The 22004-nt window shown below is 38.9% G+C and carries 17 protein-coding genes; 8 read left to right on the plus strand and 9 right to left on the minus strand.

Annotated features, from left to right (window positions below; translation table 11 throughout):
* Positions 1–25: 25 nt before the first annotated feature.
* Together ACTJIV_RS12560 and ACTJIV_RS12565 are read right to left on the minus strand one after the other, a co-directional pair.
* Positions 26–814 (minus strand): NUDIX hydrolase, encoded by a 789-nt coding sequence (locus tag ACTJIV_RS12560; RefSeq protein ID WP_111952996.1) that lies wholly within the window; start codon positions 812–814, stop codon positions 26–28.
* Positions 815–837: 23 nt separating this feature from the next.
* The gene (locus ACTJIV_RS12565; RefSeq protein WP_440627868.1) at positions 838–2025 is read right to left on the minus strand and encodes an MFS transporter; all 1188 of its coding nucleotides are present in this window, start codon (positions 2023–2025) and stop codon (positions 838–840) included.
* 177 nt (positions 2026–2202) lie between these two features.
* On the opposite strand from ACTJIV_RS12565, the gene ACTJIV_RS12570 reads away from it, so the two are divergent.
* From ACTJIV_RS12570 to ACTJIV_RS12595, 6 genes are all read left to right on the plus strand, one after another.
* A complete protein-coding gene (locus tag ACTJIV_RS12570; protein ID WP_223559687.1) occupies positions 2203–5121 on the plus strand; it encodes a SusC/RagA family TonB-linked outer membrane protein in 2919 nt (972 codons plus the stop codon).
* An 11-nt stretch (positions 5122–5132) separates the two neighbouring features.
* Positions 5133–6683, plus strand: a complete 1551-nt coding sequence (locus ACTJIV_RS12575; protein WP_111953585.1) for a RagB/SusD family nutrient uptake outer membrane protein — start codon at positions 5133–5135, stop codon at positions 6681–6683.
* Positions 6684–6686: 3 nt separating this feature from the next.
* Positions 6687–8111: a glycoside hydrolase family 30 protein gene (locus ACTJIV_RS12580; RefSeq protein ID WP_440627871.1), complete on the plus strand. Its 1425-nt coding sequence runs from the start codon at positions 6687–6689 to the stop codon at positions 8109–8111.
* Between the two features lie 9 nt (positions 8112–8120).
* Positions 8121–10343, plus strand: a complete 2223-nt coding sequence (gene bglX, locus ACTJIV_RS12585; protein WP_440627873.1) for a beta-glucosidase BglX — start codon at positions 8121–8123, stop codon at positions 10341–10343.
* A gap of 76 nt (positions 10344–10419) precedes the next feature.
* Positions 10420–11229: a glycoside hydrolase family 16 protein gene (locus ACTJIV_RS12590; RefSeq protein ID WP_440627875.1), complete on the plus strand. Its 810-nt coding sequence runs from the start codon at positions 10420–10422 to the stop codon at positions 11227–11229.
* Between the two features lie 42 nt (positions 11230–11271).
* Entirely contained in the window at positions 11272–12711 is a 1440-nt protein-coding gene (locus ACTJIV_RS12595) for a glycoside hydrolase family 30 protein (protein WP_440627877.1), read from the plus strand.
* A gap of 78 nt (positions 12712–12789) precedes the next feature.
* Here ACTJIV_RS12595 and ACTJIV_RS12600 read toward each other — a convergent pair whose 3' ends face one another.
* Together ACTJIV_RS12600 and ACTJIV_RS12605 are read right to left on the minus strand one after the other, a co-directional pair.
* Positions 12790–13599, minus strand: coding sequence for an enoyl-ACP reductase FabI (locus ACTJIV_RS12600; protein ID WP_111953010.1), 810 nt, complete (start codon positions 13597–13599; stop codon positions 12790–12792).
* Positions 13600–13718: 119 nt separating this feature from the next.
* Complete coding sequence (locus ACTJIV_RS12605) at positions 13719–14018, minus strand: hypothetical protein (RefSeq protein ID WP_111953012.1); 300 nt, start codon at positions 14016–14018, stop codon at positions 13719–13721.
* A gap of 143 nt (positions 14019–14161) precedes the next feature.
* Here ACTJIV_RS12605 and ACTJIV_RS12610 point away from each other — a divergent pair, with 143 nt between their 5' ends.
* Both ACTJIV_RS12610 and ACTJIV_RS12615 read left to right on the plus strand, forming a co-directional pair.
* A complete protein-coding gene (locus tag ACTJIV_RS12610; protein ID WP_111953014.1) occupies positions 14162–14722 on the plus strand; it encodes a DNA-3-methyladenine glycosylase I in 561 nt (186 codons plus the stop codon).
* Positions 14723–14985: 263 nt separating this feature from the next.
* A complete protein-coding gene (locus ACTJIV_RS12615; RefSeq protein ID WP_440627880.1) occupies positions 14986–16365 on the plus strand; it encodes a hypothetical protein in 1380 nt (459 codons plus the stop codon).
* A 219-nt stretch (positions 16366–16584) separates the two neighbouring features.
* Here the strand turns inward: ACTJIV_RS12615 and ACTJIV_RS12620 are convergent, their stop codons facing one another.
* Genes ACTJIV_RS12620 through ACTJIV_RS12640 form a run of 5 tightly spaced genes read right to left on the minus strand, consistent with a single transcriptional unit; the run spans position 16585 to position 21821 of the window.
* Positions 16585–16932 carry an immunity protein YezG family protein gene (locus ACTJIV_RS12620; protein WP_440627882.1) on the minus strand — a complete coding sequence of 116 codons (348 nt, stop codon included), beginning with the start codon at positions 16930–16932 and terminating at the stop codon, positions 16585–16587.
* Positions 16933–16944: 12 nt separating this feature from the next.
* The gene (locus ACTJIV_RS12625) at positions 16945–18522 is read right to left on the minus strand and encodes a DNA/RNA non-specific endonuclease (RefSeq protein ID WP_440627884.1); all 1578 of its coding nucleotides are present in this window, start codon (positions 18520–18522) and stop codon (positions 16945–16947) included.
* An 11-nt stretch (positions 18523–18533) separates the two neighbouring features.
* Entirely contained in the window at positions 18534–18806 is a 273-nt protein-coding gene (locus ACTJIV_RS12630) for a hypothetical protein (RefSeq protein ID WP_111953022.1), read from the minus strand.
* Positions 18787–19629, minus strand: a complete 843-nt coding sequence (locus tag ACTJIV_RS12635) for a hypothetical protein (RefSeq protein WP_440627886.1) — start codon at positions 19627–19629, stop codon at positions 18787–18789. Before ACTJIV_RS12635 ends, ACTJIV_RS12630 begins: the two co-directional genes overlap by 20 nt.
* A 2-nt stretch (positions 19630–19631) precedes the next feature.
* Entirely contained in the window at positions 19632–21821 is a 2190-nt protein-coding gene (locus tag ACTJIV_RS12640) for a type VI secretion system Vgr family protein (RefSeq protein WP_440627888.1), read from the minus strand.
* Positions 21822–22004: the final 183 nt, after the last annotated feature.

The following is a 22004-nucleotide window of genomic DNA, read 5'->3' on the forward strand; positions in this document are numbered from 1 at the left end:
AGGATTTCAGTTAAAATACAGTCTCCTAAGATTCCTCATCATTAGAGATAGGATACTGATTGGCAGCATTGTGTACCTTACTTTTGAACTTATACAGATATGGAGCCTTATTGGCAGATCCGTCATACAGTTTCTCCAGTCTGTCCAGAATATTCAAGCTTAATATTTTACGCTGGAAATTATTTCTCCTGAATTTCTGTCCCAGAATAGTTTCATACAGTGACTGAAGATCTTTCATCGTAAATTTTTCAGGAAGAAGATTACTGGCTGCCACTTCGGTATTGATATTCATACGAAGGTATTCAAGGCCCGTTTCTATAACTCTGTCATGATCGAAGGCCATCTTGGGAAGTTTATTAACCTCAAACCATTCACAGCTTTCGTTGAATGCATCCGGAAAAGTATTGGCGACGGAAAAATCAATAAGGCTACAGTAGCCCACCGTAATAAATCTCTGGAAGATCCAGTGATCTTTCGGAACTTCAATTCCTTTATTGTTAAGAAGGATTTGATGGACATTATTCTCCGTTCGGTCAATTCTCCCAAACGTGTGAAACTGTTTTAAAAAAAGGTCCTGGAGATGGGTTCTTTCATACAGTACTCTTGCAGCGGCTTCACGAAGGTCTTCATCATTGAAAACAAAACCGCCCGGAAGCGACCACAGATCCAGATCGTGGTACTTCAGAAGCAAAACCTTCAAAATATTATTGTGAAAACCAAATATTGTGCAGTCAACAGATACGTGTGCTACAAAATCTTTTGTATCAATAAGTTCCTGAAGGGTTTCTTTGTTTTTGGTGTCTTTGATTTTCATGGGAGTAAAAATAAAATTATTTTCTATAATTTCTTTCCTGCAAGCTTAAAATATATTAAACTCACTGTAAAAAGCACAGAAACAGCAAGTAATATATAAAGCGGATAGTAGTTTAACAGTTGTTTTCCGAACAGAACTGCCATAATAATTGAACTGACAGAGCTGCCAAGCGATGAAAAAATGACAATCAGGGATGTAAACAGGTTGATTTTTTCCCTGTCGATCTGTGCAATCATCTTTGAATTGATGACAGGGTAGAGCGGCGAAAGGAAAAGTCCAATCACCGGAAATAAAAATAGAATAATACCGGAATTCACAGAATCAAAATACTGTATTCCCACGATAATTACCAGCACAGCAATAATTAAAGAAATGCACAGAATATAATATTTTGACAGTGAAAATCTGTGAATGATATTAGCTGTTGCTGTTCTGCCTGCATAAGAAAAAAGAGCAAGAAAAGAAGTGGCCTGTAAAGCAAAAAATGAATTGACATTCAGGTGATTTTTATAAAAAGAAGGCAGCCATGAATTAAATCCCTGCTCAACAAAAACAATAAAAAAAACTACAGCAAGGAACATGATTGTTGCGGGTTTTACAAATACTGAAAGTTCAGCCATAAGACTTTTATTCTCCGTTTTTTTCGCTTCTGAGATGTTCAGCTTTGAAAAAAGAAATATCGTTACAGCACAGAGTACTGTTATAGAAAGGAAACCGAACTTCCAGTATTCGGAATAGCGGCTGGAAATGAGCCACCCGAAACCGGTATTTACTATAAAAATACCGACCATAAATGAGGCTTCCACGCTGTTCATCATTTTGGCAAGAGACTTTTCATCTGAAATATTGTTCCGGATAATTCCGAAAACACAGATCTTTCCTACGGCAAAACAGGTCCCGATAATAGCAAACCAGACTTTATAGAACCAAAAATCTTCTATAAATGGAAGGAAACATGAGCAGATTCCAACAATGACTAAAGCAGAAACCAATGCTTTTTTAGTACCCGTCTTGCTTATAAAATTCACTGCAAAAAGTGAAATAAATGCAATGGGAATATCTTTGAAAGATTCTAAAAAACCTAATTTTTCATAGGTGATCTTTGCCTCTGAAAGCTGAAGGATCACAATACCCATGCAGTTCAAGACCATTGAAAAAATAAGGAAGGTTAGTTTTAGAGGAAGAGAGATCTTGGAAAGCTTGGCTGTCATTTTGGGGACTTTTTTTATTGTTTTTTTACGATTTTTTTATGAATTATGAAGAAGATATAAGGCTTTCAACTCCCAAAAATAAACGAAAAATTAAAATAATTGTGAATAGAATGTTAATTTATTAAAAAAAAATATATTTTTATTGTCTCAATTTGAGAATTAAAAAACTAACTGTATATGAATCTAAGAGTATCAAGAAGTCTGGGAGTAGTTGCTGTGCTGTATTTTACAGCTAATTTCAGTGCACAGACCAGCGTACAAGACACTGTTCCGAAAGAGAATAAAATAGAGGAGGTTATTGTGATCGGTTACGGTACACAGAAAAAAAGTAATGTGACCGGAGCTATTGCAAGTATTAAAGCAAGCGACATAGAAAACATTCCGGCAGGTAAACCTGAGCAGGTATTACAGGGAAGAGCTGCGGGTGTTTCTGTAGTGACGAATTCCGGGCAGCCCGGAGCTGCTGCTACGGTACGGGTGCGTGGAATTACCAGTTTTGGTGCAGGTAGTAACAGCCCTTTATGGGTGGTGGATGGTATTGTAGTAGACAATATCGGATGGCTGAACCAATCTGATATAGAAAGTATGGAAGTCCTGAAAGATGGGGCATCATCTGCTATCTATGGGGTTTCTGCAGCAAAGGGAGTAATTCTGGTTACGACAAAAAAAGGAAAGAAAGGAAAACTGAGTCTTTCGTACAATGGGTTTTATGGTTTTTCAAATACTTCCAAAAAATTAGACCTTTTAGATGCTACTCAATATGCAAACATCATTAATGAAGGGTTTGTAAATGATGGGGGAACACCTAGATATGCCAATCCCGGATCACTTGGAAAGGGAACAAACTGGCAGGATGCTATCTTCGGAACCGGTGAAAAATCTTCTCACGAAATAAGTATTACAGGTGGTAATGAAAAGTCAACCTATTATACTTCGTTTGGATATTTTGATCAAACGGGTATTGTCATGAGCGATATCTCTTATTATAAAAGGATAAATGCCAGATTTAATTCAACACATAAAGTTACAGACTACCTGACCATAGGCCAAACCTTTGCGTATACACACGTAAAATCTCAGGGAATCAGTGCCAACGAAGAATTCGGTGGTCCATTAGCTTCAGCAGTTAATTTAGATCCTACCACTCCGGTAGTCGTTACAGACTGGTCTTTAGTAGATCCTAACGGTTATACCAACCCATATATTATCCGTGACGAAAATGGTAATCCATATGGAATTTCCCGTTATGTCAATCAGGAAATGACCAATCCACAAGCTTTCCGCCACATCCAACAGGGAAATTATAGCTGGTCGGATGACTTTGTCGGGAATGTTTTTGCTGAGCTTAAATTTCTTGATCACTTCACTTTCAAAACAAGTTTAAATGGTAAGAAGTCGTATTGGGGAAGCCGCACTTTTACGCCGAAATATTATTTGAGCCCTAATTTTAACAATACCAGCTTCAACAGTCTGAATAAGGTAGACGAAAATAAATTCGAATGGAGTATGGAAAATACTCTGACCTATCAGAATAAATTCGGCGATCATAATTTAAGTGTATTGTTGGGACAGGGAGTTTACCGATATAATATTGCTGGCGGGGCAAGTTTGACCTATAGTAATCTGCCTATTGATAACTGGCAGGATGCATCTTTCAACTTTAATATCCCTCAGGATGATATTACGGCTACAGGATGGGATGGAATACAGACCCGTAAAGCATCTTATTTTGGTAGAATTATTTACGATTATGCAGATAAATATCTATTTACTGGAACTATCCGTAGAGACGGTTCTTCAAAATTTGCCACGAATCAGCATTGGGGAACTTTCCCTTCCATGTCATTAGGATGGAATGTTCATAAAGAAAACTTCTGGCCTCAAAATAAAGTGATCAATAATTTGAAATTAAGAGGAGGGTACGGAGTTTTAGGAAATGATGAAATGGATAACTTCAGATTTGCAAGTTTCATGGTTTCCGGAAGCAACTATACCACTGCCGGAAATAATATTATCATAGGATATGCACCAAGTACACTGGAAAATCCGAACCTGAAGTGGGAAGAGACCAGCCAGCTGAATATTGCAGCGGATTTGAAACTTTTCAACAACTTCACTTTTACAGCAGACTGGTACAAAAAGAAAACATCTGATATCTTAAGACAGGTGAATATCCCTGGTTATGTAGGTGTTCCTAATTTGCCTTGGGCAAACGTTGGAGATATGGAAAACTCAGGATTAGAACTTGAGCTAGGTTACAAAAAGAACTGGGAAGATTTTAGCATTTCGGTTAACGGTAACTTTGCTACTATTAAAAACAAAGTTTTACGATTGGAAGATGATATAGATTATTTCAACCTTGCCTCTTTTCAGACCATGGGAGCGGTATCCAGAGTAGCAGTAGGGCAGCCTTACGGATCATTTTACGGATACACATATAGTGGTGTTTTCCAGAATCAGACACAGGTTGATTCCTACGTCAATGCAACTGGAAACAAGTTATTACCTAATGCGAAACCAGGAGATTTTATATGGCAGGACAATAATGGCGACGGTAAAATTGATGACAATGATAAAGTAAACTTAGGAAGCTCTATCCCGAAATATACTTTTGGACTGACCGTCAATTTAAATTATAAAAATTTCGATTTTATGATGTTTGCACAAGGACAAGCAGGGAATAAAATTTTCCAGGGTTTAAGAAGATTAGATATGCTTGATGCTAATTATCAGACAAGGGTTTTAGATCGATGGACAGGGGAAGGTTCCACCAATAGTAACCCTAGAGTTACAAGGGATGATCCTAACCATAACTATTCCTGGATGTCAAATTATTATCTTCAAAAAGGAGATTATGTCCGTTTAAAAATCATCCAGTTAGGTTATACACTTCCTCAGGATGTTACAAACCGTTTTGGGATGAGCAAAGTAAGACTGTACGTAACGGGAGAAAATGTCTTTACTTTTACGAAATATACGGGCTACGATCCGGAAATCGCAGGAAGAAACAATTCCGAACAAGATATAATAGGAGTTGACAGAGCTTACTATCCACAAGCCAGAACATTTTTGTTAGGTGCTAATATCCAATTTTAATAATGAACAAAATGAAAAATAAGAATTTTTTATATAAAGGGCTTGCCATTACGTTTCTTACAGGCCTGAGTTTTAGTAATATTGCCTGTAGTGATTCATATCTGGATGACGTAAAGAATTCAGGGTCTTTTAATACCGATCTGTATTTTCAGAATGAACAACAGTCTTTCAGTGCATTGGTTTCCGTATATGATATTTTAAGAAAATATTCCGGAGGATTCGAGAATACGGTCACTTTTTTTAATGCAGGATCTGATGACTTTTATTCCGGAGGTGGAAACTCCAATGATGGAGCAGGAATCCAGGGAATGAATAATTTTACAATTAATCCCAATACCATGCCTGCGAGTTACTGGAAAGATTTTTATCAAGGGATAGCACGTGCTAATCTCTTAATAGAAAAAGTTCCGGGAGCTACTATGGGTGAAGATATTAAAAAGAGATATATTGCAGAGGCCAAAGTACTCCGGTCCTTATATTATTTCGAATTGGTAAGAATGTTTGGAAATATTCCGTTAGTGCTCAAAACTATTCAGTTCGGTGATGATTACTGGAATATACCACAGGCGAAACCAAGTGATGTATATGCGCAGATAGAAAGTGACATCAATGCGGCCATTCCAGATTTAATGATGACATCTAGCGGCAATGACAAGGGTAGAATTACACAAGGAACAGCCAGGGCAATATTAGGTAAAATTTATCTTTACGATAAAAAAATGCCCGAAGCGGCAACACAGTTGGCAGCAGTGAATGGTACACCGGGAGGAACCAGCCAATATGGATATAAACTTGTGGCCAACTATGCCGATCTATTCAAAGTGGGACCGGAAACTGCAGATCCATATAAATTTTCAACAGAATCAATTCTGGAAGTTATGCATACCAACAAAGGAAACTCCGACTGGGGATTCTGGGGACAGGGAAAAGATGAAGGTAACTCTATCAACGTAATGGTAGGACCGCGTTCTTATTCTTTAAAAAATGTTCCGAATAATAATGCACCGGATATTTATTCCGGATGGGCTTTTAATACAGTAACGAATGACTTCGTTAATTTCATGCAGGGGGATCCCAGATTAAATGTAACCGTTTTCAATGCGAAACAATTGGTCGCTGATGGTAAAATTTCTTACAGCCCTGCCTTTGCAGATACAGGATATTTCTTAAACAAATATTTACCTACGAACGATTTGAAAAGCTCACTTCCAGGACCGGCTGAATTGAATTTCAGACAAAATTATGTAGCCATAAGACTGGCAGATACTTACCTGATGGAAGCAGAAGCCTTAGGCGGTGCCGGAGGTAGAGCACAGGCTCTGTTGGATGCCGTGAGAGCAAGAGTAGGTTTAGCATCAGTTCCTGTCTCTCTACAGGCTATTAAAGACGAAAGAAGAAGAGAGCTTGCCGGAGAAGGACACAGATGGTTCGATCTTGTCAGATGGGGAGATGCTCCTTCTAAGCTTGCCTCTAAAGGATTTAAAGCAAATAAAAATGAAATTCTTCCAATTCCGTTCAATGAATTGCCAAATACTGCTTTAAAACAAAACCCAGGCTACTAAAACATGAAGTTTCACAGTTTATATAGTTTCTTTTTTAAAGGTACTGCGCTGCTTTGCGGCGTGGTACTTTTTCCTGTATCATGTGCGTCAGTAAATAATGATAAAGAAAGTGTTCAATCTTGGCTGACGAAAGGAAATGGAAGTGTAAAATTACAGCAGCAGAGTCCGGTTAGGTTTACAGCAAATGTCAATAACTGGCAGAATATTGAAATTGATGATACCCAGAAATTTCAATATGTTGACGGTTTTGGCTATACCCTGACAGGAGGAAGTGTTGAGGTGATCAACAGGCTTTCATCTTCAAAACGGAAAGCGCTTCTGGATGAACTTTTTGGGAAAGATAAAAATTCAATTTCCATAAGCTATCTGCGGTTAAGTATTGGAGCTTCCGATCTCGATGGTGAAGTTTTCTCTTACGACGATCTTCCGGAAGGCCAGACAGATCCGACACTTTCAAAATTCAGCCTGGTAAAGGATAAAGATCTGATTGCGATGCTGAAAGAGATTTTGGCCATCAATCCCGGTATCAAAATTATTGCCGCTCCATGGTCGTCTCCGGTTTGGATGAAGGACAACGGAAAATCCAAAGGAGGAAGCTTAAAACCTGAATTTTATAAAGTCTATGCAGAATATTTTGTAAAATATATTCAGGGAATGCAAAAGGAAGGGATTACCATTGATGCCATTACGCCTCAGAACGAACCTCTCCATCCCGGAAACAACCCGAGCCTGTATATGCCGTCTGAGCAACAGAAAAACTTTATCAAAAGTCATTTGGGTCCTGTTTTTAAAGCCAACAACATCAAAACAAAAATTGTTGTTTACGATCATAACTGCAACAAACCGGAATATGCCCTTGATATTCTGAAAGATCCGGAGGCGTATCAATATATTGACGGCTCGGCTTTCCATTTGTATGAAGGAGACATTTCGGCGTTAAGCACGGTTCACAACGCATTTCCCGATAAAAATTTGTATTTTACCGAGCAGTGGACGGGATCGAAGGGAACTTTTAATGAAGACCTGAACTGGCATGTTAAAAATGTAATCATCGGTTCCATGAGAAACTGGAGCAAAATTGCTTTGGAATGGAATATAGCAAATGATCCGCAGTACAAACCGCATACAGACGGAGGATGTACAGAATGTAAAGGGGCAATAACAGTTTCGGACAGTGAAAACTTCACCAGAAATGTCTCCTACTACATTATTGCACACGCTTCCAAATTTGTACCTGCAGGTTCCCGGCGTATTGCCTCCTCACAGACAGAAACACTTTCTACGGCAGCCTTTAAAACCCCTGCCGGAAAAACTGTACTTATTATCCAGAACGGAAACAGTACAGATGAAAGTTTTAATATCAAATATAACGGAAAGACTGCTCCGGTTACCCTTTCAGGACACTCGGCAGCGACTTATGTTTTTTAATTTAATATCATGAAAAAAACTTATTTCTTACTTGCAATTACAGCATTAGGTATCAATATCCACGGGCAGAAAACGATTGATCAGAAAGTAGCGGAACTGCTGTCTAAAATGACACTCGAAGAAAAAGTAGGACAGATGGTTCAGTATAGCGGATTTGAATATGCCACAGGGCCTCAGCAATCCAATTCAGCAGCAGTACTGGAAGAAATAAAGAAAGGGAAAGTAGGCTCCATGCTCAATGTAGCGGGCGCTGATGAAACCAGGGCTTTTCAGAAACTCGCTCAGCAATCAAGGCTGAAAATACCTTTACTGTTCGGACAGGATGTTATCCATGGCTATCGGACGACTTTTCCTGTTAACCTGGGTCAGGCAGCAAGCTGGGACCTGGCAATGATTGAAAAGTCTGAGAGAATTGCAGCCACAGAAGCTTCTGCTTATGGGATCCACTGGACCTTTGCACCTATGGTAGATATAGCAAGAGATCCGAGATGGGGAAGGGTAATGGAAGGTTCCGGAGAAGATACTTACCTGGGAACGCAGATTGGTCTGGCAAGAATTAAAGGATTCCAGGGAAAGGGCTTAGGAAGCCTTGATGCGGTAATGGCCTGTGCCAAGCATTTTGCGGCCTATGGAGCAGCTGTCGGCGGAAGAGATTACAATTCTGTAGATATGAGCTTACGACAGCTCAATGAAACCTATCTGCCTCCGTTTAAAGCTGCAGCTGAGGCTGGAGTAGCCACATTCATGAATTCTTTTAACGATATCAACGGAATTCCTGCTACAGCCAATCAATATATTCAAAGAGAACTTTTAAAAGGAAAATGGAATTACAAAGGTTTTGTGGTGTCAGACTGGGGAAGCATCGGGGAAATGATTCCTCATGGTTATACCAAAGACGCTAACGAGGCCGCTGAAAAAGCTATATCAGGTGGAAGTGATATGGATATGGAAAGCCGCGTTTATATGGCAGAACTTCCAAAATTGGTTAAAGAAGGAAAAGTTGATATACAATTAGTAGATGATGCCGCAGGAAGAATTTTAACCAAGAAATTCGAAATGGGGCTTTTTGATGATCCTTACAGATTCAGCAATGAAAAAAGACAGACAGAACAGACCGACAATCAGGAACACCGGAAATTCGGCAGAGCATTCGGTTCAAAAAGTATTGTTCTTCTGAAAAATAAAGGAAATATTCTTCCACTTTCAAAAACAGTGAAAACAGTCGCACTGATCGGACCTTTCGGGAAAGAAACAGTTGCTAACCACGGATTTTGGTCCATTGCATTTAAAGACGATAACCAAAGAATCGTTTCTCAGTTTGACGGAATTAAAAATCAGCTCGATAAAAATTCTACCTTATTATATGCAAAAGGATGTAATGTAGACGATCAGGACAGATCTATGTTTGCGGAAGCAGTGGAAACTGCGAAAAAAGCTGATGTGGTAATCATGACGTTAGGAGAAGGCCATGCGATGAGCGGTGAAGCCAAAAGCAGAAGCAGTATCGGTTTTTCCGGCGTACAGGAAGATTTATTGAAAGAAATAGCTAAAACGGGAAAACCTGTTGTTTTAATGATTAACGCTGGAAGACCTTTGATCTTTAATTGGGCAGCAGATCATATTCCTGCCATCACCTATAACTGGTGGCTGGGAACCGAAGCAGGAAATTCTATTGCCGATGTTCTGTTCGGTGCAGTAAATCCCGGAGGAAAACTTCCAATGAGCTTCCCAAGAACCGAAGGACAAATTCCTATTTATTATAATCATTACAATACAGGAAGACCTGCGAAAAATAACACAGATAGAAATTATGTTTCAGCTTATATTGATCTGGATAATGATCCAAAATTTCCATTTGGTTACGGATTAAGCTATACGGATTTTAAATATTCTGACATGGTCTTAAGTTCAACCAGTCTTAAAGGAAACCAGACTTTAAATATCAGCGTAACGGTTTCCAATACAGGAAAATTTGACGGAGAAGAAGTCGTACAGCTTTACATCAGAGATCTTTTTGGGAAAGTAGTACGGCCTGTGAAAGAACTGAAAGGTTTCCAAAAAATATCCATTAAAAAAGGAGAAAGCAAAAAAGTAGACTTCAAACTGACTCCGGAAGACCTGAAATTTTTTGATAATGATCTGAATTATGATTGGGAAAGTGGAGAATTCGATATTATGGTTGGAACCAACTCTCAGGATGTTCAGACGAAAAGAATCACATGGAGTAAATAAAATATTCAATACAAGCGGGGGCTTTAGCCTGTTTAACATAATAAAATAGGAAACGACTTAGATTATAACCACATTCATGAAAATCAAATTTAGAAATATCATTCAACTCTGTGCGGCCGGAATATTAGTTCTTTCTGTGGCAAGCTGCGCCTCAAACAAAGCAGGCTCCGGCAGAAAACTGGTCTGGAGCGATGAATTTAATGGGAAAGGTCTTCCTGATTCATTAAAGTGGAATTATGATGTAGGTGGAGACGGATACGGAAACCAGGAAGCTCAGTTTTATACAAAGAAAAGAATTGAAAATGGCAGAATGGAAGGTGGAAATCTTGTTATTGAGGCCAGAAAAGAAAACTGGGATAAGAATAAGTATACTTCTGCAAGGCTTTTGACCAAGGGGAAATTCTCTTTCCAATACGGAACAGTAGAAGTAAAGGCAAAACTTCCCAAAGGCAGGGGAACATGGCCAGCCGTCTGGATGATGAGTGAGAATATGAAAAAATGGCCGGATGACGGCGAACTGGATATCATGGAACATGTAGGTTTCAATCAGGGGTATATCCATGCTTCGGTTCATACCAAAAAGTATAATCATATTCAGGGAACACAGAAAACGGATACTCTGATTGTAAAAGATGCCAGTGAAAAATTCCATGTATATAAAGTAGACTGGACGCCGGAAAAAATTGATGTCTATATTGATGATAAAAAGTTTTTCACGTATGAAAATAAAGAAAAAACTTATGAAGCATGGCCTTTCGATCAGCCTTATTTTATTATTTTAAATCTGGCAGTAGGCGGTTTCTGGGGCGGAAAAGAAGGAATAGATGACAGCATATTTCCGCAAAAATATTATATAGACTATGTAAGGGTTTATCAAAATAAATAATGAAGAGAGGGCAGTTACGTCCAAAAACAGAAAGAAAAAATTATGAAAAAACTAATTGTAAGCTGTTTGGCAGTAGGAGCGTTTCTGAATGCTAATGCACAGAACTATTGGAAAAAGAACGCAGGGAAAACAGCAAAGGTTATTCTTACCAATTCCAAGGCCAATGAGAAAATGGCAGATAAAGGAATGGTTAAGTTTGAGAAGTTTGGACAGCCCAAAGAAACCGATGCCTGTATTTTTGTAGATCCTGATTTTAAATATCAGAAGCTGATCGGAATTGGTGGGGCCATCACTGATGCGTCTGCAGAAACCTTTTATAAAATGCCGAAGGACAAGCAGAAAGAGATTATAGAGGCTTACTTTGGAAAAAACGGATTGGGATACACCGTAGTCCGTACCAATATGAACTCCTGCGATTTTTCCAGTGATTCTTATACTTATGTGGAAGATAATGATACGGCTTTGAAGACTTTCAATATTGCCCATGACGAAAAGTATAAGATCCCGATGATTAAAGAAGCTCAGAAAGCGATAGGGAAAGATTTCACATTTTACTTCTCCCCATGGAGTCCGCCAGCATGGATGAAATCTAATAAAAGTATGCTGAAAGGAGGGCGGTTGGAAAATGCATTTTATCAGACCTGGGCAGATTATTACATTAAATTCATCAAAGAATATGAAAAAAGAGGAATCAACATCTGGGGTCTGACTGTACAGAATGAGCCTATGGCGACACAGACCTGGGAGTCCTGCATTTATTCAGCTGAAGAGGAAGGCGAATTTCTTAAGAATAACCTTGGGCCGACACTTTGGAAAAATGGTTACAAAGACAAAAAAGTAATGATCTGGGATCACAACCGGGATTTAATCTACCAGAGAGCCACTACTACTTTAAGCGATCCTGAAACCTCGAAATATGCCAGCGGAATTGGGTATCACTGGTATGAAACCTGGAATAATAAAACGCAGCTTTTCGATAATTTATCTGAAACGCAGAGAGCTTTCCCGGATAAGTTCCTGGCTTTTACCGAAGGTTGTAAAGAACAGTTCAATATGTCCGGAATTTATGATGTGAGTCTTGGTGAACTTTATGGAAGAAATATGCTTAATGATTTCAATAAAGGAACAGCTTTATGGACAGACTGGAATGTGTTGCTGGATGAAACCGGAGGCCCAAACCATGTCGGAAACTTCTGTTTTGCCCCTATCATTGCTGATACCAAAACAGGAGAGGTACATTATACTTATGAATATTATTATGTAGGCCATGTTTCAAAATTTATCAAGCCTAATGCCCAGAGAATCGGAAGTTCTTCAAACAGAGCGGCTCTTACATCTACCACTTTCATGAATGAAAACGGCCAGCTGGTTACTGTGATTATGAATGATTCCGGGAATGATATTGAAACAAATCTGTGGATCGAAGGAATGGCTGCGAAATTATCTGCGCCGGCCCATTCTATACAGACTGTTATACTGTAACTTCATATTAACATTTTTATAGAACCGGCGGCCTCGTAGAGGCCGCCGGTTTATGTTTACAGTATATTTTTAATGCTGTTATTCAACATCATATTTGCTGATTACTTTCTGAGTAACTCCTGAGCTGCTGAAACCACCATCATGGAATAAGTTCTGCATCGTCACTTTCTTAGTAAGATCAGAGAATAAAGTTACACAATAGTTGGCACAGTCAAGAGCTGTAGCATTTCCAAGCGGAGACATATCTTCAGCGTATCCAAGGAAGCCGCCGAAACCCTTCACACCGCTACCTGCTGTAGTAGGTGTAGGAGATTGGGAAACCGTGTTGACACGTACTTTTCTCTCACCCCAGTAATTTCCGAATGTTCTTGCAATACTTTCTAGGTAAGCCTTGTTATCAGACATATCATTATAGTCAGGGAAAGTTCTCTGAGCTGCAATATAAGTCAGTGCTAAAATACTTCCCCACTCATTCATGCAGTCTTTCTCCCAAGCCACACGCATTACCTTGTGGAAAGAAACCGCTGAAATATCCCAGCCTTTTTCCAACCAGTCATAATTCATTTCAGTGTAATGCTTTCCTTTTCTTACATTTACGGACATGCCTATAGAGTGAAGGATAAAATCTATTTTCCCGAATTTTGCTGTCGCAGCATCAAAAAGTTTTTCAAGATCTTCTATAGAAGTAGCATCTGCAGCAATCACCTCAGAACCTGTTTTTTCTGCTAAACCATTAAGTTCTCCCATTCTCAAAGCAATAGGGGCATTTGATAAGATAAATTCAGCACCTTCTTCATGACATCTTTCTGCAACTTTCCATGCGATTGATTGCTCATTAAGGGCTCCAAAAATAATTCCCTTTTTGCCTTTAAGTAAACCGTATGACATAATTTTTTAATGTTTATTTGAATACAAATGTAGCAATAATTTGTGTTTGTAACATCATAAAAATGGAGCCTTATTGATTTAAGACTCCATTTTCTTGAAATATTTATATGACTGAAATTTTAATTGGTTTTCTTATTCCATTCTGCTTTTGCATCTTCCGCAGCATCTTTAGTTTTTTCCCAAGCTTCGTTTGCTTTATCTTTTATGTCATCCCATGCATCTGCAGCATTATTCTTTACTCTTTCAAACCAGTCTTCCTGCTGTGCCTCTTCATCATTATTCCTCTTTTCATTGATGTAATCTTTTGCTTTGGCTGCCAGGTCATCGATTTTCCATTTAGCATTGTCTGCTGCATTCTTTAAAGAGTTTTCTGTGTTATTTACTGCATTTTCCGCTTTGTTGTATTCTGAATTGTTCATAATATATAATATTTTATTGTTGTGTATACGTAAATAAACAATAACTATTCCTAAAACCCAGAAATGCTGTTAAACTTTTCTTAATCTTTTGTTATACTTTTCAAATCAGTATTATCTTTAGTACAGTATAAAAAATTACTATTATGGAAAAAATACGATGTGGCTGGTGTGAGAAAGACGATCTGTACCGAAAATATCATGATGAGGAATGGGGAAGGCCCGTATACGATGATGAAACTATTTTTGAATTTCTGATCCTTGAAAGTTTTCAGGCGGGACTGAGCTGGTATACGATCCTTTCTAAAAGAGAGAATTTCAGAAAAGCTTTTGATGATTTCAATTATAAAAAAATTGCAGCTTATACGGAAGAGAAAATGGAGGAGCTTATGAACGATCCCGGCATTATAAGAAACCGGCTTAAGATAATGGCTACAGTAACCAATGCGCAGAAGTTTCTGGAAGTTCGGAAAGAGTTTGGAAGCTTTTCAGAATATATATGGGGTTTTGTAGGTGGAAAGCCGGTGGATAACTGTCCCAAAACTTTAGGTGATGTTCCGGCTGTAACAGATATTTCTGATATTTTATCTAAAGATCTGAAGAAAAGAGGTTTTAAATTTGTGGGATCTACAGTGGTTTATGCTCATATGCAGGCTACCGGAATGGTGAACGATCATATTGAAAGCTGCTTCGTAAGACAAAAATAAATTTTATTTTATTCATTTTTACGTGATTTTTTTATATATAATGTAATTTAATTTTTTATATGATAGAAGATATAATGCCTTTGGAACTGTGTTGTTATTAGGTTTTATGCTTTTTAATTCATGATAATGTTTCAATTATAAGTGATTAACGGTGGATTTAATCACTATTAAGTGTATATTTATTGATTTGATAAAAAATAGGGCCATTTTGTTTTAAATTCGTATATTTGCATCCTCAAAAAATAAACTATAGCAATAAGGCGATGCAAAGCAAATTCAAACTTCAGCTCTTTCTTCTTTTTTTACTGATTAATAATTTTATTATCGCACAGGTGGGGATTGGTTTACCTGAGCCTGATTCTTCTGCTATGCTGCACATCAGTTCAAAAAATAAAGGAGTGCTTTTTCCAAGTGTGTCTTTAGCATCCAATATAGATCAGCTAACTATTCGAAATCCGGCTGAAGGGCTCATTGTTTGGAATAATGGACAAGGAAGTTTAACGGAGACCGGGTTTTATTACTGGAATAAGGGCAAATGGAATATGCTTGCCACCATTTCAGGAACGAACGGAAACGGAGCAGGTGGAGGAAGTGTCGCTCCATTTTCAGCATGGAATAGCTCGGCAACAAACAGTGGTAATTCGGCTGGAGCTAATACCAATCTTTCTTTAGGGACCAATACTTCAGATGATCTTATTTTTAAAGTAAATTCTACCACAGTAGGACATTTGGGTGTAAATAACTCAATAAGTTTTGGTATGGCAGCTCATGCAGATCAGAATGGTATTGCTCTGGGTAATTCCAGCAGTGCTTACCAGGGAATTGCCATCGGAACAAATACATCTGTTACGGCCAATGAATCGGTAGCCTTGGGAGGCAATACTAAAATTTCCGGTTATCAGTCAACAGCAGTAGGATTCAATGCCAAAGTAACAATGAATGAAGCTACAGCAATAGGAAATAATGCGGAAGCATCAGGCTTTCAATCGATCGCAGCAGGGTATAATGCCAAAACAACAACAAATGATGCGACGGCTTTAGGTAAAAATTCAACAGCATCAGGCTTTCAGTCTACTGCAATAGGATATAATGCAAAAACAAGTTCTAACAGTGAAACGGCTGTAGGATATAATACAGTGACCAATAATCAGAATTCTACGGCAATAGGATCGGGAGCGAATGCTTTGGGGCAGTTTTCTTCAGCGATTGGATATGGAGCGGCGACTTCCCAAGCTAATGCAATTGTCATTGGAAATAATAATGCTAATGTTGGAATAGGTACAGGATTCCCTAACACATCTGCTAAATTGGATGTAAATGGTGGATACAAACTGGGGGAAAAGGGGAGTGTACAAAAAAACCAGATCAGTTTTGAATCCTGGCCATCGGTTTCTGTGAATAATCTGCCTCCCGGAAAATCTGTTACGCTCGAAATTCCTGTTCCTGTGAATATGCAGCCGGGTTCTGTAAGAGCAGCAATTGTAGTTTCTCCGGCGGGCGATTTTGCAGGCAATACTTCTTTTTCGGTATCCAATCCAAGAATGACTTCTACTACAAGTGTTACAATTAATCTCACAAATATCTCAGGCGGACCTGAAAGTTTGTATTCCGGGCATTTTTATGTGATGATTAATGAGTTTTAGGCCGGATAATGAAGATGGCTTTTGAATCATGAATAAAAAAAGGTTTCAATATGAAACCTTATATTTTGAGCTGTAAATTTCATCTACTATCATAAAATTTGAATTTTTAATGAAGAATAATTTGTTGTGAGGTTTTTACCGTCTTTTTGTCTAGGCCTTCAGCAATTGTTTGCTAAACTTAAAAAGGGGTTTCAATTTGAAACCCCTTTATATATTATTTTATTCTTTTGATAATCTTACTATTTCATCGTGCAGCTCCTGATCCCAAATAAATTCCATATTAAATTTGCCTTGTGCATTTAGATTAAAAATGGCTTTATTCCATTTATTATTATCTCCTTCTGTCGTAATATCATGTAATTCTCTGATCCAATTTCGAATATCTCTGGAAATATTCCTGACAGATATGTTTTTTGTTTCATTATTATCCGTGATATATTCTCCATTGTAGCTTACCACACCTGTTCCTACAACTTCGATATTTAATTTTGCTTCACTCCAACTTTCATCCTCAATAGCATTTACTATGCTTTGTCCAATGTTTAAATAAATTTCATCTACTGTCATAATATTTTAAATTTAGTTATTTGGGAAAGTTTTTATATATTCTTTACCATCTATTTTATAAAAAACTTCAATTTCAGAGGGTCTTTTACTTACGCCCTCATATATAGGATTTATATCAATTTCTACTTTTTTTCCATCTCTTAGAGCTTTTGCCCAATCTTGTTCCATTTGTTTCCATGCGCCTTGGTTTAGTGATCCTTTCATAGGCACATAATTAATTTGTTCCCCAGCTCCTTTAAATTGATGACCTACTAAATGTCCACCCTCATCAACTCCTTTTGTTCCATCTTTTAAAGTTACGGATTTTCCTTGTTGATATTCATTTCTACCAATTTTTCCTAGTTCTAAATTTCCAGAAACTCTATTTACCCTTCCAAGTTCATCCGTTTCATAAATTTTATCTCCAACTTTATATTTAGAATTTGGTTTTAACGTTCCGTTTAATGCTTTATTCCAATTTCCTTTAGAACCTGGCGCTAACTCTATTATATCATCTGCAACACCATCTGTAACCTTAGCAATATCACCACCTTCTTTTTTGGCTAGCTGTTCCATGGTTTCCGCAATTCCTCTTTTGGCTCCAGCTTCTACTACATCATCTGCTCCTTTTTTTACACCTTGCTCTACAGCTTCCTCTGCAACATTTTTAACGGTTTGTTCTACAACCGCTTCACCTCCCTCTTTTAGAACTGTTTTTCCTGCAGTTGCAGCTAATGAAGTTCCCCCAGAATATACCGCAGCTACTGCATCCGGAATAAATTCTCCAACAGTGGTTCCTATCTTTCTTGGGTTTTCAGCTACCCAGCTTGCAGCATCTTTGGTGCCTTCCCAGGCTGCGCTTCCTGCATCTGCCCAGTTTTGTCCGTCACTGGCCCAGTTCCAGGCTCCTTCAGCAGCATTGCTCCAGTTGTCTCCCTTGCTGGCCCAATCCCATGCATTTCCGACCCCTTCGGTAGCTGCGTTCCATCCGTCACTTACCATTCCGCCCAATGCTTCAGCAGTGCCTACGGGATCCTGGCCAACCTGATAAAGTGTTTCACCTAAGCCAACTACACCATTTACGGCTCCTTCTACCAGTCCTGTACCCAGATCACTGAACCAGTCTCCGACACCTGTTACGGGCTTCATCCAGTCCGGAAGCATCTGGTCCCGCATTTCCCGACCTTTTTTGTTTTGCTCGGCGATCCAGTCAAAGCCTTCCTTGATATAGTCGGAAGGCATTTTTCCTTCTCCGACGCCATATGATACGGCAGCTGCTCTATCAAAGAAGATGTTGATCTTTCCACCAAATATACAATTACAGAAAGAATCTTCCAATAGCATCCGGCTTCCATTTATCTTTACCCCATCTTTTGGCGCTTGCCATCCGGTAAGAATGGTTGGTAGACAAGAAGCTCCTGTTGCCCATTTCAAAGGGTTGGTACAAAGTCCCATAGGTTTGATATTGAAAAAAGGAAGAAAATCCAGTTCCGAAGCCATGGGAACACTGTATATGGTAGTGTTTTTATTGTTGCTTACCCGCAGGGTAGAGGGGCTTGTTCCTTTGTCGCAAGCTAAAAAGGCACCTTCAGGTACGTATTTTTTTGCCATAATGCGATGATTTAGATGTTAATTTTATCTGAGCTCAGGGTTACATTTTTCAATCTTCTGAAACTATTTTCCAGTTTATTAAGATTTTCCCGGGTCTCCAGAAAAATCTTACCCGGAACTTTCAACAGCTCCGAAACTTTACAGTTACTGACAGAGCATATATATTGTCCGTCTGCATATACATGCCATTCTCTGGCAGCCGGAGCCTCCAGGATCTTCTCATCATCGAAGAGAAGATAGTAGCGGTCATTCTGGAATACAATATCAAGCAGGGGAATGGTCATGGGCTGCAGCTTTTAAAATGTTTTTTTCTTCACGGTATAATGTGCCGGGAATCTGGGCCAGGCTCATACACATACTCTGTTCAGACCATGGCCACTCTTCCAGGAGATAGCGTTCTATATAATTAAGCTGAAGGAGAGTCGGCACACGGGGACGGTTCTTTAAAACACGGATCATGGCGGTTACTTTATCCTGTTCAAAATTATCTTCATCTATGCTTCCTTTCACATCAATCTGGTACCTGCCGTCTTCTAATTCTGAAATTGTTTCTTCTGTAGTAATAGGGACGCTCTTGGTAGCAATAAAGTTGGGAAGCTCACGGTATCCGTTGATGATCTCGTTTTTTTTGAACTCCTTGAAATGAATGCCGGGAAATAGCAATTGATAAGGCATTGCGAAACGGAGAGCTTCTGCCAGGCGCTCGCTATCTTCCAAAAGTTCTTCTACACCTTTGATGAAAATTTCACGGTATTGCTCACTTCGATGTTTCAGGATAATTTTAGGCTTTATTTCCAGCCATTTATTCTGTACCTCAGTTAAGTTGATGATCTTTCCAAGCTGTCCGTTTTCATTGAGGGTGCATACTATTTTTTCTCTCAGCTGATGCAGGTCTCCGACCCATTTGTACATACCGTCTTTATTGGATTGCTTATACAATGGCATTTCAACGGTAAAAACAGGTTTTTCATTTTCAATAGAAGTTAGGGTGACTTTTAGCTCAGCTTCAATATAGTTTTCATTTCTGAGTCCCTGAAATTGATATCTTTCTTCTCTGAGAAAGGTATAGTTACGATATTCGCCCTTGTTTTCTATATTAACCTGCATAATTATCCTTTATTGATTTCCACATCAGCCCCTTTGATATTGGTAGGTCCTGAAGATGAGGTATTAATTTTGGCGGCATTGGCATTGATGTCACTATCAATCTTAATTCCAGGATTGGCAGCAGCTTTTCCTAACTCTGTAGTCGTTTTTCCTATGACTTTCACATTGAGACCTTCTATGGTGATGTCTCCTCCCGTAGTCATGGTTATTGAGCTGCTTCCTGTTTTAATGGTAATGGTTGTGTCGCATTCCAGAGTGATTTTTCCGCTATTATCCATTTTAAGCATAGAATTGGCTCCTCCGCCTTCTTTTCCTCCGACGTTAATAGAACTTACACTTCCAACATTTACCGTATTATTATTCCCAACTGTTACTGTTTTATCATTATTGGCATTGGTCATTGCATTTCCGGCTCCATCAAATTTCATATTGGCTCCTCCCTGATCGGTAAGAAACACAGATCCTGCACCATCATCCAGTTCCAGTTTATTACCGCTTCGGCTGCTCAGGCTTTTAACATTATTGTTTTGTCCGCCTCCTCCGCCAACACCTCCATGAAACATTCCTCCCATTACAAAGGGACGGTCCGGATGCTGGTGTACAAAATTGACAACCACCTGATCTCCAACTTCAGGAATAGCCATAAAACCACGGTTTTTACTTACTTTATCGCTTCCGCCCGCATCAGGAGTCATAACGCGGATAAACTCAGTGGTATCCTGCCCGTTCTGCCAGTCGAACTGAACTTGAATCCTGCCTTGGTTAAGAGGGTCAGTATTTGAAATAACTTTGGCGAACTGAGGTTCTGCTTTAGGCATCTCAAATTCAGGCCGTGGCATGTATCCGGTATCTGCTGCTATTGCTTCAAAATTTCCGGTGTAATGACCTCTTGCATCTACCTCGTGGCTGATCCCTGTGATCATAAGCTTGGTAAAATAGGAGGTCTGGTTGGTTTCAGATTTCCGCATTTCTACATCTGCGGTACATCCAGGATATAAAAACGGGACAGAAGTACTTCCGGATGTGATAAACACGTCTACAGCTTTACTTCCTGCTGTACCTTTCTGTGAAGCATCAATATCCATAAAAGTAGATGCTTTGATGGGAGCTACCCTTAATGAAGGGGTTGTGAAAGTTGCTTTGGATATTTCATAGGCTCGTTTCGCAATATCTGACTGATGATTTATTTTTGAACTTCCTGTTGTGAGCTTTTCATTTTTGCTGCTGTTATAGCCGTAAAAAACAGGGTTTACATGCTGGGCTCTCATTTTGATCTTAATATCATGTACGCTGCTTCCGTATACCAATTGTACCGGCTTTTCCTGTGGAGGCAGTTTTCCGAAATGAAGAACCTCACCATCATAATAAAACTGTTCCCCGTAAGCTTCTGCTATTCTTGCGAGATAATTGTAGTGGGTTTCTTCATATTGAGAGCTGTAAGAAACATTTCCGTGCTGGGAATCTACTCTGAAATCAAATTTATTGGAACCAAGTCCTTCTTTAATCACCCAATCTGCAATGCTGTTCAGGCTGATCTCTTTGGCGCCACCGAAACTCTGAATGTGCGGGGCAGCATCCAGAAGTACAGTAGGGCTGTTTCCGGTAAGTACAATATTTCCCAAACTGCCTTTTTCCTGGCTGAACCCTACTTCGGTAATCACCCCTACAAAGTTTCTTTCAGGACTTTCTTCTACGTCTTTATATTTAAATACTACTGTGATCCTCTTGCCCAGAAAGTTTTGTGCCTGCTCCAGGTTATGATTTTCTGCCCCTCCCAAAGCATCATGAGCGAGCATAAGATTGAATTCATGATGTTTAACAGCACTTTGGGTGAGTGTAAAATGCTTGAAATGCTTAATTATTTTTCCTTCAATAATGATTTCAAGTTTAACCACACGATTGATCCCTAAAAGCTCACTTTTCGGAATTGATCCGGCATTGAATATTTTAGAAGTGGGTTGCTCGTTCCAAATTTTATTTTCAGAAACCAAAGCTGTATTAGGTTGTGTAGCTTTGTTCATGAAATTATCGGTATAGGAGAGTGCCTGCCCGGCTGTCTGTACCGTTTTTTTTATTTTTTCAGCTTTTTTTTCAGTTTTATTAACTGGGTTTAGATCTGCGGGTTTTATACTGTCCAGATCTTTTTTAGATTTTGGAATCTGGTTTTTTGATGATTTGCTGTCCTGGAACATAACATATTTTTTCTGGTTAATGTATGTAACAACAGTCTGGCATGCCGGACTGCATAATGGTTGTTCTTATTACTCACTACAGATCAAAATACTGTCTTGTTAATGTCAACAGAATAGTATCTTTTGTGAGGGAATTATCGTTCTGCTTTCACCTGATGCCGGGAATGGATCCCTGTATATTTT

The sequence above is a fragment of the Chryseobacterium sp. 22532 genome, from assembly GCF_052044665.1.
GTDB lineage: Bacteria > Bacteroidota > Bacteroidia > Flavobacteriales > Weeksellaceae > Chryseobacterium > Chryseobacterium lathyri.